Source organism: Flavobacterium ardleyense, from assembly GCF_033547075.1.
GTDB classification, from domain to species: Bacteria; Bacteroidota; Bacteroidia; order Flavobacteriales; family Flavobacteriaceae; genus Flavobacterium; species Flavobacterium ardleyense_A.
The window spans coordinates 925,918-942,077 of sequence record NZ_CP137891.1; the positions used below are offsets into that span (position 1 = coordinate 925,918).

Here is a 16,160-nt window from a genome sequence, read left to right on the forward strand (position 1 = left end):
TCGTTAACAAATGTGTCGACTAAATTAAAAAATTATTTTCAGATTATGTCCGAAAATAATTAATTGTGATAAATATTGTTTTTTTTTGCAGGTTAAACTTAACACCTAGATGAAAAAAATTGTGATTTTTGCTTCGGGATCAGGCTCTAATGCTGAGAAAATTATGCAATACTTTGAAGGTCATCCCACTAGTGCTGTTGCGGCAGTTTTGTCCAATAAAAGTAGTGCAGGAGTGCTTGCGATCGCCCAGCAATTCCAAATTCCGACGCTAGTATTTTCTCGAGAGGATTTAAATAATGATACCGTTTTAAATTTCCTTCAAACGAACAAACCTGATTTGATTGTGTTAGCTGGCTTTTTATGGATGTTTCCGAAATCAATAATTAACGAATTCCCAGGCAAGATCGTAAATATACATCCCGCATTACTACCTGCTTATGGAGGGAAAGGGATGTATGGATTAAATGTGCACCGTGCTGTAGTTGCCGATGGTGCAAAGCAAACGGGAATTACCATTCACTACGTTGATGAACATTACGATGAAGGAGCCACGATCTTTCAAGATGCAATAACGCTTCTAGGAGATGAAACCCCAGAAGAAGTAGCGGCCAAAGTTTTAAAATTAGAGCACGCGCATTTTGCCCGGGTTATTGATGAGATTCTAAACAACTAAAATTTAAAATTTTGCACGACGTACATATTTATACTGATGGAGCCGCCAAAGGAAATCCCGGTCCGGGAGGTTATGGTGTAGTAATGGAATGGGTAGGAAAACCTTACAAAAAGGAATTTTATGAAGGGTTCAGATATACGACCAATAATAGGATGGAATTGCTTGGCGTAATTGTAGGTTTAGAAAAACTTAAAAATGTAGGGACAAAGGTTTTAGTTATTTCAGATTCGAAGTACGTAGTAGACTCAGTTATAAAAAAGTGGGTTTTTGGCTGGGAAAAGAAAAATTATGTAGGAAAAAAGAATGCTGATTTATGGCAGCGTTTTCTAAAAACTTATCGCCTTCACCAGGTTGACTTTAAATGGATAAAAGGACATAACAATCACCCACAAAATGAGCGCTGTGATGAGCTGGCTGTTTATGCTGCTTCTCAAAAAAATTTGGCAATAGATGCCTTTTATGAAAATGAAGAAAAGAAACTTTTATGAAAATATTGGTTTTATAATGCTTTGCAGTTTTGTAACTTATAAAGTATCTTTGCATCTAATTTTAAAATGATAAAATGAACAAATTACTCATTGTTGGGACAGTTGCTTTTGATGCTATCGAAACTCCATTTGGCAAGACTGATAAAATTCTTGGTGGCGCTGCAACTTACATAGGTCTGTCAGCTTCATTCTTCGATGTAGAATCTGCAATAGTTTCGGTGGTTGGAGAAGACTTTCCTGAAGAGTATGTTCAAGTTTTAAAAAATAAAAATATTGATCTTTCTGGTTTGGAGGTTGTTAAAGGAGGGAAAACCTTCTTCTGGAGTGGACGTTATCATAATGATCTGAACTCTCGCGACACTCTAGATACACAACTTAATACATTGGCAGATTTTCAGCCGAAAGTTCCTGAGAATTTCAAAAATGCCGATGTTGTTATGTTAGGAAATTTGCACCCGCTTGTGCAAAGTAGTGTATTAGATCAGATGACTGAAACGCCAAAACTTGTAGTGCTCGATACAATGAACTTCTGGATGGATTGTGCATTACCAGAATTGATGGAGGTAATTAAGAGAATAGATGTAATTACAATCAACGATGAAGAAGCACGTCAGCTTTCGGGCGAATATTCTCTAGTTAAAGCTGCTGCGAAGATTCAAGCAATGGGTCCTAAATATGTAGTAATTAAAAAAGGAGAGCACGGTGCCTTATTGTTTCATGATAAAGAGGTGTTTTTTGCACCAGCATTGCCATTAGAAGAAGTCTTTGATCCAACAGGAGCAGGAGATACATTTGCAGGAGGTTTCTCAGGATTTATAGCCCAAAGTAAAAATGTGTCTTTCGACAACCTAAAAAATGCGGTCATCTTTGGGTCTAATATGGCATCTTTCTGTGTGGAGAAATTTGGAACACAACGAATGGAAGAACTTACTAAAGATGAAGTCAGTAATAGATTACAACAATTTCGGGCATTAACGCAATTTGATATTTCTCTTCAATCATAAATATAGGTATGACCTACAGCCTCGGAAACGGGGCTTTTTTAATTCCTATTAACTAAATAATTATAAATACAAGAATACTCTTATGAGCGACGCAATAAAACATGAATGTGGAATAGCTTTTCTAAGATTGTTAAAACCATTAGAATATTATAAAGAAAAATACGGAACTGCATTTTACGGAATTCAGAAGATGTATCTTTTGATGGAGAAGCAACACAACCGCGGTCAAGATGGCGCAGGCTTAGCTAGCATTAAATTAGACGTAAATCCTGGCGAGCGATATATTAGTAGAATACGATCAAACGATGGACAAGCGATTCAAGATATTTTTAAACAGATAAATGAACGCGTTAGTGGAGAAATGGAAGCCCATCCTGAATACGCTGATGATGTAGCGCTACAGAAGAAAAACATTCCCTACGTTGCGGAAGTTTATTTAGGCCACGTGCGATATGGAACATTTGGTAAGAATAATGTAGAAAGTGTTCATCCTTTTCTTCGTCAGAATAATTGGATGCACAGAAATCTTATTGTTGCTGGAAACTTTAATATGACTAATGTTGCTGAACTTTTTAGCAGCTTAATTGAACTTGGACAACATCCAAAGGAAATGGTGGATACTGTGACAATCATGGAAAAGATTGGTCATTTCCTAGATGATGAAGTGACAGATTTATATCAAGAATGCAAAGTGAGAGGCTTATCAAAGAGGGAAGCTTCTCCGGTAATAGCCGAAAAGCTAGACGTCGCCAAAATTTTAAAACGCGCTTCCAAAGGTTGGGACGGTGGCTATGCTATGGCTGGAATGTTTGGACATGGTGATGCATTTGTTTTTCGTGACCCTGCGGGAATAAGACCAGCATATTTCTACAAAGACGATGAGATTGTCGTTGTAGCTTCGGAGAGATCGGTTATCCAAACGGTATTTAATTTAGAATTTGAGCAAATCGAAGAATTAAAGCCGGGTAATGCAATAATAGTGAAGAAAAATGGAGATGTTTCTGAGCAAGAGATTATCACTCCAACTGTCAAAAAAGCGTGTTCATTTGAAAGAATTTATTTCTCGCGCGGTAGTGATGCCGAAATATATAGAGAAAGAAAAATGTTGGGAAGATTAATTTTACCTGCTATTCTCGAAGCAATTGATAACGATACAGATAATACAGTTTTCTCTTATATTCCAAACACTGCCGAAACTTCATTTTATGGAATGGCAGAGGCTGCGCAGGATTTCTTGAATCAACGTAAGAACAAGTACATTCTCGAAAATCGTCGTAAATTAACCACCGAAAGTCTTCAGGAATTACTAGCAGTGAAAATTAGAACTGAGAAAATTGCTATCAAGGATGCTAAGTTACGAACCTTTATCACAGAAGATAAAAGTAGAGATGATTTAGTGGCTCACGTATACGATATTACTTATGGTGTGATTAAGCCAACTGACAATTTAGTTATTATTGATGATAGTATCGTTAGAGGGACCACCTTAAAGATGAGTATCATCAAAATGATGGATCGATTAAAACCTAAACGTATTGTTGTAGTTTCTTCTGCGCCTCAAATTAGATATCCAGATTGTTACGGTATTGATATGGCAAAATTGGAAGGTCTAGTAGCTTTTAGAGCTGCATTAGAACTTCTAAAAGAAAGAAATTTATATCATATCGTTGATGAGGTTTATGCCAAATGCAAAGCCCAAGAAAATTTGCCAGATATTGAAATGGTGAATCATGTTACAGAAATTTACGCAAACTTTACTGATCAAGAAGTCTCTGATAAAATTGCAGAAATGCTAAGTTCGCCAGAAGTAAATGCTGAGGTAAAAATAATTTTTCAAACTGTCGATAACCTCCATATTGCATGTCCTAAGAATTTGGGAGATTGGTATTTTACTGGCGATTACCCTACTGCGGGTGGAAATAGAGTAGTAGGTCGTGCGTTTATGAATTTCTATGAAGGAAAAGATGCTAGAGCATACTAGAGACCACTTTAATTGCCAAATGTCACTCTTAAACGATTATAATAGTAGTTTGTCTATTTTAATTGTTCTATCAATAGTGCTTTTCTATATTTGGTGAACCATAAAATTAGTAGGTTAAGTTTATGGTAGATTTGGGGCAAAAAGACGAAAGCAATTTCGTCTTTTTTTTTTGGCTTAAGCCCAAAAAAAATACCGTAACAAGTAGCTACGGTATTCTCTAGGGGTATTATATAACGCTGGATTATTTTGCAGCAGCATATCTTTTAGAAACTTCGTCCCAATTTACTACATTAAAAAATGCTTGTATATAATCTGGCCTTCTGTTTTGATAGTGTAAGTAGTAAGCATGCTCCCAAACATCCATTCCTAAGATTGGAGTTCCTTTGCAATCCATTCCTGGCATTAGAGGATTGTCTTGATTAGGAGTTCCGCAAACAGAAAGTTTTCCTCCGTTAACGCATAGCCAAGCCCATCCGCTTCCAAATTGTGTCGCACCCGCTGCAGAAAATTTCTTTTTGAATTCTTCAAATGAGCCAAATTCTGAATCGATGGCTGATTTCAATTCTCCCGTTGGCTCTCCGCCACCATTTGGTGACATGATTTCCCAAAAAAGATTGTGATTATAAAAACCACCACCATTGTTGCGGACTGCTTTATTATTCATGTCTAAGTTGGAAAGGATATCCTCGATAGATTTTCCTTCTAGATCTGTACCTTCAATGGCCGCATTGAGGTTGTTTGTATATGCTGCATGGTGCTTAGAGTGGTGGATTTCCATTGTTTTAGCATCAATATTCGGCTCTAGAGCATCGTATGCGTACGGTAATTGTGGTAATTCAAATGCCATAATATGTTTTTTTAATAGTTATAAAATATTTTATTCAAATTTAAACATTTAACTTTGGAAAGAGAAGCTATAATAGTTATTGTTTTACCAAAATTGATGTTTTATATGCATTATTCTTGCAAATAATAGCTATATCAAATTATTCTATAGTCACTTCAGTTTTGGTGTTTTACCTTCTATCAAATTATCTTAAACCCATTATTGCATTATGCAAAGACCTTCATTTTCAATATATGATGCTTCGGCTGGCTCTGGAAAGACGTACACATTAGTTAAAGAATATCTCAAAATTCTTTTCTCATCTAATAAGAATGACGCTTACAAAAATATCCTTGCAATTACATTTACAAACAAAGCTGTTCACGAGATGAAGAGCAGAATTGTTAGCAGTCTTTCTGATTTGGCTAAAGAGGAGGTCGGGCCAAAGACAAGGTCTATAATGAATGACTTGATGTGTGATGTAGGTATGACGGAACAAGAAGTTCGCGAAAAAGCAAGAGCCATTATCAAGCATATTATTCATAATTATGCTGCCTTTGATATTTCGACTATTGATAAATTTACTCATAAAGTAATTCGAACTTTTGCGTTGGATCTTGACCTGCCTGTAAATTTTGAAGTTTCGCTAGACACAAGCGGCTTGCTTACCGAAGCGGTAGATGCATTGATTGCCCAAGCAGGAGAAGATCCGGAACTTACGAGATTGTTGGTCGATTTTACCATGGAAAAAACTGACGATGATAAAAGTTGGGATGTTTCTCAAGAAATTTTTAATACTGGGAGGCTTTTGTTAAATGAAACTGATCGGAAGGAGATTTTGAATTTTGATCATGTATCGCTCTCTGATTTTTCTATAATTAAAAAAAATCTTCAGTTAGAGGTTAAGGAAATCAATGAGTATTGCTCAAAATCTGCCTCGACATTATTAAAGTTAATAGATGACAAAGGGATTGATAGAGCATCTTTTTCAGGTCAATTTTTTATAAAACATTGTGGATATATTGAAACGGATACGTTAAAATCAACTCATAAAAGATTTTACGAGCCGATTGATATTAAAGTACTAAAAAATTCTAAAGATACTGATGCGATCGAAAGTATCAAATCTGATTTGCTCGCTGGACTGTTAGATATTTATAAAAAATATCAAGAACGAGATTTTCTTAAAGCTTATCTCAAGAATATTATTCCCCTCTCACTATTGTCTACAATTAAAGTTGAATTAGACAAAGTTCAAAAAGAGCAGAATGTACTCTCAATAGCGGAATTTAATAAGTTAATTAACGACGAAATTCAGAATCAACCTGCACCATTTATTTACGAGAGAATGGGGGAGCGCTACAAGCATTTTTTTATTGATGAGTTTCAGGATACTTCCGAAATGCAGTGGCTCAACTTAATTCCGTTAATTGACAATGCTACTTCAAGCGAAGATTTGTCAGGAGAAAGAGGTTCATTAATGATTGTAGGCGATCCAAAACAATCAATTTATCGTTTTCGCGGCGGAAAAGCGGAACAATTTATAAAATTAGTAAAGAAAGAAAATCCTTTTAGCAATCCTGAAGTTGAGGTTATTGCATTAGGAAAAAATTATCGAAGTCACGAACAGGTAATAAACTTCAATAATGAGTTTTTTGCGTTTATGGCGAATCAATTTGAAAATCTCGAATACAAGGATTTGTACGAAAACCATTCGGCACAAGCTTGCAATGACAAAAATGGAGGTTTTGTAGAAATTTCGTTTATTCCAGAAATAGAGGAGGAAGAAACTGATGAAGATACCACAACAAAAACCGATTTGTACCTTGTATTAGTTTTAGAAAAAATTGATTCTTGTAAAAATCAGGGTTTTGAATATAAAGATATTGTAATTCTTACCCGAAGACGCAAAGAAGGAATTTGGCTCGCAAATTTTCTAACTGAAAAAAGTATTCCGATTCTGTCTTCAGAAACTCTAATGATTGCTAATTCTAGTGAAGTTCAGCTTTTAATTTTGGTTTTGCGATACCTTCAAAATAAAGATGATCGAGATTCCAAAGCGCGCATGCTTTATCATATTAGCGAAAGCTTCGAAACGAATTTAAAAAAACATGACTTTATAGCTGCAGGACTTTCAAGAGAGGACGAAAGTGAATTGCAGAAATGGCTGCTTGATTTTGGGATAAATCTTTCATTTGCTGACTTGCGTCAACAATCGTTGTATGATATCGTTGAGATTCTTGTTTCAAAATTAATCCAGGGAAATGAAAGCAATGCCTATATCCAATATTTTCAAGATTTAGTGTTGGAAAAAGATATTATCAGACAAACTGGAATTTCAGATTTTTTGATTTATTGGGATACCAACAGCCATACTTTGAGTATTCCTTCGCCAGAAGGCAACAATGCGGTGCGAATAATGACTATTCATAAAGCCAAAGGTTTAGAGTTTCCTGTAGTAATTTATCCATTTGCCGAAGAGGATTTTAATAAACGACCAAAAGGAAAATTTTGGATTGATGCGGATGAGGAGATTTTTGGCGCTTCAAAGGTATTATTGGACGAAAATAAAGCTCTGATGGATATGGGCGATGTTGCGGCAGAAGTGTACAATACAAAAATTCAGGAGCAAACATTAGACATTGTAAATGTGCTATATGTTGCTTTGACCAGAGCAGCGGAGCAATTGTATGTTATTTCGAACATGAACAAAAAGAGAGACGGAGCGATTTCTGAGACAAATCTTTCTGCCTATTTTGTCAACTATTTAGATAATATAGCTTTATTTAATCCCGAAGTGTATTCATATAGCTTTGGTAAACAAGAAAAAATATCGGAGCCAAGTCCAGAAACGGAGAGGAATAAAAGTATAAAACTTGTTCAATTTCCTTTGCAATCGTCGGCCATTAAGATTGCCCAACGAGAAGCGCTTATGTGGGGAAGTCTACAGCAAGACGCAATAGAGTATGGAAATACCATCCATGAAATTCTCGCATTGATCAAGATTAAAGATGATATGCCGCTCGCAATAGAAAAAAGTCTAGAAAGTGGTTTGATCACCATCGCTCAAAAAGCAACGGTGCAGCAAACCATCGAAGAAATTCTAGAAAATCAAGAACTATTGGAATTCTTTAATGCAGAACATAAAATTCTTAATGAGCATGCGATTATTCAGAAAGAGGGGACCACGGTTAAGCCAGATAGAGTTGTTTTGAAAAGGGGAAAAGAAGCAATGATATTGGATTATAAAACTGGCGTTTTTCAAGAGAGTCACCGCAGACAAGTAGAACAATATGAACAAGCTTTAGAAAAGATGGGATACACCGTTTCTAAAAAAACCTTGCTATACATTGGAAAAGATCTAAAAGTCTTAGATTTGTAAGAGTTTTAAAAAGCATTAATTAATTTAAAATAAATACTATGTACGGAGATATTAAAAATCACCTCGAAAAAGAGTTGCAGACAATAAAGGATAATGGGATTTTTAAAAAGGAACGTGTTATTGTTTCGCCACAAGGACCAGAAATCACAATTTCGACCGGTGAGAAAGTGTTAAATTTTTGTGCTAACAATTACTTAGGGTTATCATCTCATCCAGAAGTGGTGCAAGCGGCAAAGGACACTTTGGATTCTCACGGATTTGGTATGTCTTCTGTTCGTTTCATTTGTGGAACTCAAGATATTCATAAAGATTTAGAGAAAGCAATAGCAGAATTTTATGGAACCGAAGATACTATTCTTTATGCGGCAGCATTTGATGCAAATGGAGGTGTTTTTGAACCTTTGTTTACAGAAGAAGATGCTATTATTTCAGATTCTTTAAACCATGCATCTATTATTGATGGTGTGCGATTGTGTAAAGCAAAAAGATTCCGTTACGCAAATAGCGACATGGAAGATTTAGAAAAGCAATTAATTGCCGCTAATGAAGCTGGTGCACGTTTTAAAATAATCGTTACAGACGGAGTGTTTTCAATGGATGGACTAGTTGCGCCACTTGATAAAATCTGTGATTTAGCAGATAAGTATGATGCTTTGGTCATGGTTGACGAATGCCATGCGACTGGATTTATCGGTGCTACTGGAAAAGGTACTATGGAGGCGAAAGGAGTTATGGGCAGAGTAGACATAATAACAGGAACTTTAGGTAAAGCTCTTGGGGGTGCAATGGGAGGATATACTACTGCAAATAAGGAAGTAATTGAAATTCTTCGTCAAAAGTCGAGACCTTATTTGTTTTCAAATTCATTAGCTCCAGCCATCGTTGGCGCTTCTCTTAAAGTTTTTGAACTTCTAAAAAAAGATACAAAACTTAGAGATCAGCTCGAATGGAACACAAATTACTTTAAAAAAGGAATGTTAGATGCAGGATTTGATATCATTGATGGCGATTCGGCAATCGTACCTGTGATGCTTTATGATGCTCAATTGTCACAGACAATGGCGGATGCGCTACTTGAGAAAGGAATTTATGTAATTGGGTTCTTTTTTCCAGTTGTACCAAAAGACATGGCTAGAATTCGAGTACAGTTGTCTGCCGCTCATACCAAAGAACATTTGGACAAGGCAATTCAGGCATTTATTGAGGTTGGACAGGATTTAAACATCATAAAAACAGCAAAGTAATCTAAAATTTATGTTATTTTTTAACATATGACTTTGTTGTTATTATTTAAGACATTACTTTTGTCGCATAACTTTGTAACTAAAAAATAAAACCAAGTATGAAACACTTAAACAAATTTGTTGCTGCTGCATTCATTTTTGCTGGTTTGAGCTCACAAGCTCAAGACGACAATAATAAATGGGCAATAACATTCGGAGCGAATGCTGTCGACACTAGATTTAGTGCAGCATCAAGTATTGAAGATCAGTTTTCTCAGTATTTTAATGCAAAAGACAACTGGAATATTCTTCCATCTGTAACTTACCTTAACGTATCTAGATACATTGGTAGTGGTTTCTCTTTTGGAGTAACTGGATCTGTAAATAAAATTGACAAGTTCGTTAACGAACGTGTATCTCCTTCTTTGGACTACGAAGTAACAAATCCTGGTGATTTGAATTACTACGCAGTTGATGGAGTTATTAAATATAGCTTTATGGAGCTTATTGGTTCAAAATGGTTTGATCCATCTATCCATGTTGGTGGTGGTCATACTTGGTTTGGCGATGCAGCACAAGGTACTGTAAATGGAGGTTTAGGTCTTGCTTTCTGGTTCACAGAAAATGTAGGAGTTTCTTTCCAATCTACATATAAACACGGATTTGAAGATGATAGAGCTAATTTCCCTAATCATATGCAGCACTTTGCTGGTCTTACTTTCAAATTTGGTGGTAAAGATACAGACGGAGACGGAATTTATGACAAAGATGATGCTTGTCCAGATGTTCCAGGTTTAAAAGAATTTAATGGTTGTCCTGACACTGATGGAGATGGAATCCAAGATTCAGAAGATGATTGTCCACTAGAAGCAGGTACTGTAGAAATGGGTGGATGTCCTGATACTGACGGAGATGGTGTTCGTGATATTGACGATGCTTGTCCTGATGTTGCTGGATTGAAATCACTTCAAGGTTGTCCTGATGCTGATGGAGATGGAATTGCTGACAAAGATGACAAATGTCCAACTGTTGCAGGTCCTAAAGAAAACGGTGGATGTCCATGGCCAGATACTGACGGAGATGGTGTACTTGACAAAGATGACAAATGTCCAGAAGTTAAAGGTACTGTTGCAAACAACGGTTGTCCAGAAATGACTGAAGAAGCTGTAATGAAATTGAACGCTTACGCTAAAACTATCTTGTTTAACAGTGGTAAAGCAACTTTCAAAGAAGCTACTATTCCAGTAATGAAAAATATTACTGCAATCCTTAAAGAATACCCAGAATCTAGATTTATGATTAATGGTCATACTGATAGCGATGGATCTAATGCGCTTAACCAAACGCTTTCTGAAAACAGAGCAGCAGCAGTTAAAAATTACTTAATTGAAAATGGAATCGATGCTAGCAGATTAAATTCTACTGGTTACGGTGAAACTAAACCAATTGATTCTAATAAAACTGCAAAAGGTAAAGCTAACAACAGACGTGTTGAGGTATTGCTAATCAAAGAATAATTCTCTTTGTAAATAATTATAGAAACGCCCCATTTATGGGGCGTTTTTTTTTTATATTTATAATATGATATCCACTCCTTTTCTTGAGCAACTTGCTGCAAAATTATTAGTAGACAATTCTCAATATTTTGATAATCTTACAATAGTTCTTCCTAATAAAAGAGCTAGAGTTTTCTTAATTGAAGCTTTTAAAAAGCAGATAGACACAAATATTTTTGCTCCTAATATTATTAGTATTGAGGATTTTATTCAAGACATTGCTGGGATTAGATCTATTGATACTATCGAAATTCTCTTTGAATTTTTTGAAGTTTATTCGAAAATCGTACCCATTGATAAAAAGGAAAGCTTTGAACAATTTGCAAATTGGGCAAAAATTATTCTTCAAGATTTTAATGAAATCGATAGGTATTTGCTCGATCCAAATCATGTACTGTCATATCTTAAAGACATAGAAGATATCAAACATTGGTCAGTAGATGCCGATAAGCGCACGAAACTTATTGAGAGATACCTAAAGTTTTACAATCTTTTAATCGAATATTATCGAGGTTTATATTCGCATCTCAAGGAAAAAAAAGTAGGGTACCAAGGACTTATTTATAGAGAAGCTGTCGCTAATATTCCTCAGTTTTTAGAATTATCTGATAAAGATGTGAATTACGTCTTCGCAGGCTTTAATGCACTAAATGCTGCCGAAGAAGTTATAATTCAAAATTTGATCGCTGCAAATAGAGCAACGATCTTTTGGGATATTGATAAAGCTTTTGTTAACGACCGACAACACGATGCTGGACTTTTTGTCCGCCGGTTCAAAGATTCGTGGACACACTATAAATCAAATCCTTTTGAATGGATTTTTGATGATTTTTCTCAAGAGAAGAATATCAAAGTTATAGGTACTTCCAAATCTATTGGTCAAGCCAAAATCGTCGGAAGTATTTTAGAAGATATAACAGCGCAAGATATAACCACGCTTAATAGAGTTGCCGTTGTTTTAGGTGACGAAAATCTTTTGCTACCAGTTTTACATGCATTACCTGCAAAAGTAGATAGGCTCAATATCACAATGGGATACTCTGGAAAGAATAATCCAGTTCAGATATTGATATCAAAATTATTCAAAATGCACAGCAATGCGCTTTCGCGAAATGCCAAATCATACGTGTTCTACTACAAAGATGTCATTGACGTATTAACGCATCCACTAATTTCGGCTAATGCAGAAGCTGAAAGTCTGGTAAAAGATATTCGCCGTAACAACTTTACTTTTATAGCTCATCAGACAATAATCTCTATTCACGGAGAGGGAAATGACCTTTTTAAAGTGCTGTTTTCAAAATGGGATAAGGGTGCTTTAGATGTTTTGGACAATCTTTCATCGCTATTGCTTTCGCTAAAAGAGACACTGGTCGCTGATACCAATCAAGAAAAGTTGACCAAAGCTTTTATCTATTCTATTTACAAAGTTCTAAATAAAATTAGCAACTACTTTAGTGGTTACAGCAGTAGCAATACTATCGAAACTCTGACGTCTATTTATAAACAAGTTATTGATCTTGCCGAAGTTTCATTTGAAGGTGAACCATTAGAAGGATTGCAGTTGATGGGTGTGCTTGAAACGCGCGTGTTGGATTTTGATACAGTTATTATAACTTCGATGAATGAAGGTAAATTTCCAGCGGGAAAAAGTCAAAATTCTTTTATACCGTACGATGTCAAGAGAGAATTAGGTCTGCCAACATTTAAAGAGAAAGATGCCATTTATACCTACCACTTCTATCATCTATTGCAACGAGCAAAGAATGTTTATCTTATCTACAATACTGAAAGTGAAGGAATGGACGGCGGCGAAAAAAGTCGTTTTATCACGCAATTGCAGGTAGAAAAAAAGCCGTTGCATACGCTTAGTACTGAAATTTATAGTCCATATGTTCCAGAAGTAGCGGCCAAAGATTTTGTTATAGAAAAGACTGAAAGTGTAATGGAACGTTTGGCAGAAATTGCAAGTAAGGGATTTTCTCCATCGGCTTTGACAAGTTATATTCGAAACCCTATGCAATTTTACTTTCAGAAAATTCTATCTATTCGAGATTTGGAAGATGTCGAAGAAAATATTGCATTAAACACTCTAGGGACAATCATTCATGAAACTCTAGCAAATCTCTACAATCCTTTAATTGGGAAAGTCCAAACTGAAGAAGATATTCAAATATGTATTTCTAAAATTGATGATGAAGTGGCAGCACAATTTCAAGAGATTTATAAAAAAGGGGAGATTAAAAAAGGTCGTAATCTTTTAGCTTTTGAGGTGGCAAAAAGGCATATTCTAAATTTTCTAAAGTTAGAGTTAAAAGCAGTAAATGACGGCGACTCAATTAAGATCTTATTTTTGGAAAAACGATTTGAACGTGTATTAGAATCAGATTTATTGCCATGTCCAATAGTTATTGGAGGATCTGTGGACCGAATAGAACTGAGAAATGGAGTGGTTCGAATCATTGATTATAAAACCGGGAAAGTTCTCGGCACCAATTTAAGTCTCAAGAATTGGGATAATTTGGTTTTAGAAATTAAGAACGACAAAATTATCCAAGTTTTAGCTTACGCTTTTACTTTTGAACCATTTCTGCAAGGTCGGACGATGGAAGCCGGCGTTATTTCTTTCAAAAACATGAAAAGCGGATTTTTGCCCTTTAAAATAAAGGAAGATAAGATAGAGACTCAGATTGTGACTTCAACAATTTTAGAAAAATACAAAGAACAACTTGTACATTTATTGCTAGAAATTTTAAATAAAGATATTCCCTTTACCGAAAAAGAAGTTAAATCTTTTTAAAGTACTGGAGAAGTAGCTCGCATAATTCGTCGCGATTTTCTATTGGACTCATATGTCCGTCAGGAAAGCTAAAGAGCGTGGCGCTTGTTCCTTCAACCTGAGCAGCAGTATCATTAAATTTGAGTACGGTGTCTTGAATACCTAAGATTAATGAGATTGGATAAGGCGCGAAGTGCAAAAGAACCTCGCGGTCTTTCCTGATTTTCATACCTTCGAGAGTTGCAACAATTCCTTGCACAGATGTTTTTAGAGCTTGTTCTTTAACGTGTTCTATTTCTTTTTTAAGCTTCTGCCGATTATCTTCACTAAAAAGATTTGCAACCGCCATTCTAATAAAGCCTTCGTGGTTGTATTTCACTGCTTGTATCGCACGGTCGCGATTTAATTTTCGCTCATCTGTATCTGCCGAAGCCGTTGAGTTGACTAAAATCAGGGAGCGAACATTGTCTGGAAACAATTCGGCGAAAGCCAAACAAACGTAACCACCCATAGAATGTCCCAGCAATATAGATTTTCTAATTCGTAGATGTGACAAAACAGCCTGCACTACTTTTGCATTTTCTTCCATAGAATGCACATAACCTAAACTCTCTGATTCGCCGTGACCCAGCAAATCAATCGTAACTATTCTGTATTTCTTTTCGTATTGATTGACAAAATAATTCCACATTTTCTTATTTTCAAGAAATCCATGCAGGAAAACTACCGCAGTACCTTTGCCGGAATCTGTGTAGCTAATTCGGGTGTTTTTATATAAAATTGTTTCCAAAGAGATATTTTTACTATTAAAAAAGGTTTGAAAAGCGTCTAGATTATACACTCTTCAAACCTTTAATTATATTTATAGAAAATTTAGCTGTTCATCAAGTCTTCGATTTCTTCAAGCAATATCGGGATATTAGCCATAAGATTTAATGGAGCGCCACTTTCTTGAATGACTAGATTATCTTCGAGTCTAATACCAAAACCTTCGGCAGGAATATAGATTCCTGGTTCAACAGTGAAGACCATGTTTGCCTGCATTGGTTCCGTCAGAATTCCATAATCATGAGTGTCTAGGCCCATATGGTGCGAAGTTCCATGCATAAAGTACTTCTTGTAAGCTGGCCAAGCTGGATCTTCATTTTGTACATCTGCTTTGTCAAGCAATCCTAATCCTAATAATTCTGAAGTCATAATTTTCCCAACTTCTTCATGATACTGTTTCCAATCTGTACCAGGAATAAGCATTTTTTGAGCTTCTTCTTTTACACGGTTTACGGCATTGTACACATTTTTCTGACGCTCGGTATATCGTCCAGATACTGGAATGGTGCGAGACATATCGCTAGAATAATTTGCATATTCTGCAGCAACATCAAATAAGATTAAATCGCCAGCTTTACATTCTTGATTGTTCTCAATATAATGCAAAACGTTTGCATTATTTCCAGATGCTATAATAGGAGTGTACGCAAAACCTTTTGAGCGATTTCTCAAAAACTCGTGCATGAATTCAGCCTCGATTTCATACTCTGTAACTCCTGGCTTTACAAAGGGTAAAATTCTTCTGAATCCTTTTTCAGTAATATTACAAGCATGTTGAATAAGGTCTAATTCCACTTGTTCTTTTACAGAACGAAGTCGTTGCAATATTGGATTGCTTTTGGCAACTTGATGAGCTGGATATTGCTCTTTCCACCATTTTACAAATCTAGCTTCGCGTGTTTCAGTTTCGATAGTAGCTCGGTAGTGTTCATTTGTATTAATGTAAATGGTGTCGGCAAATGACATTAGTTCTTTAAGTGTTTTTGGAAAATCCTGAAGCCAAATAACAGTTTTGATTCCCGATGTTTCAAACGCTTTTTCTTTGGTTAATTTCTCACCTTCCCATATTGCAATTAATTCACTTGTCTCCTTCAAGAAAAGAATTTCGCGCTGATGTTCATAAGGTGCATCTGGAAATAATAAAAGAATACTTTCCTCCTGATCTACTCCCGAAAGGTAAAAAATGTCTCTATGTTGCGCAAATGGTAATGTACTATCGGCCGAAATTGGATAAATATCATTAGAATTAAATACCGCAATGCTATTTTTTTTCATCTCAGCGACGAACTTTTTGCGGTTTTTGATAAATAAATTTCGGTCTATTGGAGTGTATTTCATAATAATAGAATTTGTTTATGTCTATGGTAAATTTAAAGACTTTAGAGCAGACTGCCACAAGGATTAAGGTAAAATTGCATTT

At 35.7% G+C, this 16,160-nt stretch carries 11 protein-coding genes; 8 read left to right on the forward strand and 3 right to left on the reverse strand.

Going from position 1 to position 16,160, the window contains the following annotated elements; translation table 11 throughout:
• Positions 1-109: 109 nt before the first annotated feature.
• From purN to SBO79_RS04035, 4 genes are all read left to right on the forward strand, one after another.
• Entirely contained in the window at positions 110-673 is a 564-nt protein-coding gene (gene purN / locus SBO79_RS04020) for a phosphoribosylglycinamide formyltransferase (RefSeq protein WP_318642192.1), read from the forward strand.
• 8 nt (positions 674-681) lie between these two features.
• A complete protein-coding gene (gene rnhA / locus SBO79_RS04025; RefSeq protein WP_318643427.1) occupies positions 682-1,161 on the forward strand; it encodes a ribonuclease HI in 480 nt (159 codons plus the stop codon).
• 74 nt (positions 1,162-1,235) lie between these two features.
• A complete protein-coding gene (locus tag SBO79_RS04030) occupies positions 1,236-2,165 on the forward strand; it encodes a PfkB family carbohydrate kinase (protein ID WP_318642194.1) in 930 nt (309 codons plus the stop codon).
• An 82-nt stretch (positions 2,166-2,247) separates the two neighbouring features.
• Positions 2,248-4,146, forward strand: coding sequence for an amidophosphoribosyltransferase (locus SBO79_RS04035; RefSeq protein ID WP_318642196.1), 1,899 nt, complete (start codon positions 2,248-2,250; stop codon positions 4,144-4,146).
• A gap of 241 nt (positions 4,147-4,387) precedes the next feature.
• Here SBO79_RS04035 and SBO79_RS04040 read toward each other — a convergent pair whose 3' ends face one another.
• Entirely contained in the window at positions 4,388-4,993 is a 606-nt protein-coding gene (locus SBO79_RS04040) for a superoxide dismutase (RefSeq protein WP_318642198.1), read from the reverse strand.
• A gap of 208 nt (positions 4,994-5,201) precedes the next feature.
• Between SBO79_RS04040 and SBO79_RS04045 the strand changes: the two genes are divergently transcribed.
• From SBO79_RS04045 to SBO79_RS04060, 4 genes are all read left to right on the forward strand, one after another.
• Complete coding sequence (locus SBO79_RS04045; RefSeq protein WP_318642200.1) at positions 5,202-8,354, forward strand: UvrD-helicase domain-containing protein; 3,153 nt, start codon at positions 5,202-5,204, stop codon at positions 8,352-8,354.
• A gap of 38 nt (positions 8,355-8,392) precedes the next feature.
• Positions 8,393-9,598, forward strand: a complete 1,206-nt coding sequence (kbl, locus tag SBO79_RS04050) for a glycine C-acetyltransferase (protein ID WP_318642202.1) — start codon at positions 8,393-8,395, stop codon at positions 9,596-9,598.
• Between the two features lie 98 nt (positions 9,599-9,696).
• Positions 9,697-11,094: an OmpA family protein gene (locus tag SBO79_RS04055; RefSeq protein WP_318642204.1), complete on the forward strand. Its 1,398-nt coding sequence runs from the start codon at positions 9,697-9,699 to the stop codon at positions 11,092-11,094.
• Between the two features lie 64 nt (positions 11,095-11,158).
• Positions 11,159-13,933, forward strand: coding sequence for a PD-(D/E)XK nuclease family protein (locus SBO79_RS04060; RefSeq protein WP_318642206.1), 2,775 nt, complete (start codon positions 11,159-11,161; stop codon positions 13,931-13,933).
• On the opposite strand, the gene SBO79_RS04065 is transcribed toward SBO79_RS04060, so the two are convergent.
• Together SBO79_RS04065 and SBO79_RS04070 are read right to left on the reverse strand one after the other, a co-directional pair.
• A complete protein-coding gene (locus tag SBO79_RS04065) occupies positions 13,920-14,702 on the reverse strand; it encodes an alpha/beta fold hydrolase (protein ID WP_318642208.1) in 783 nt (260 codons plus the stop codon). The two genes, SBO79_RS04060 and SBO79_RS04065, sit on opposite strands and share 14 nt — an antisense overlap.
• Positions 14,703-14,785: 83 nt before the next feature.
• Positions 14,786-16,078, reverse strand: a complete 1,293-nt coding sequence (locus tag SBO79_RS04070) for an aminopeptidase P family protein (RefSeq protein ID WP_318642210.1) — start codon at positions 16,076-16,078, stop codon at positions 14,786-14,788.
• Positions 16,079-16,160: the final 82 nt, after the last annotated feature.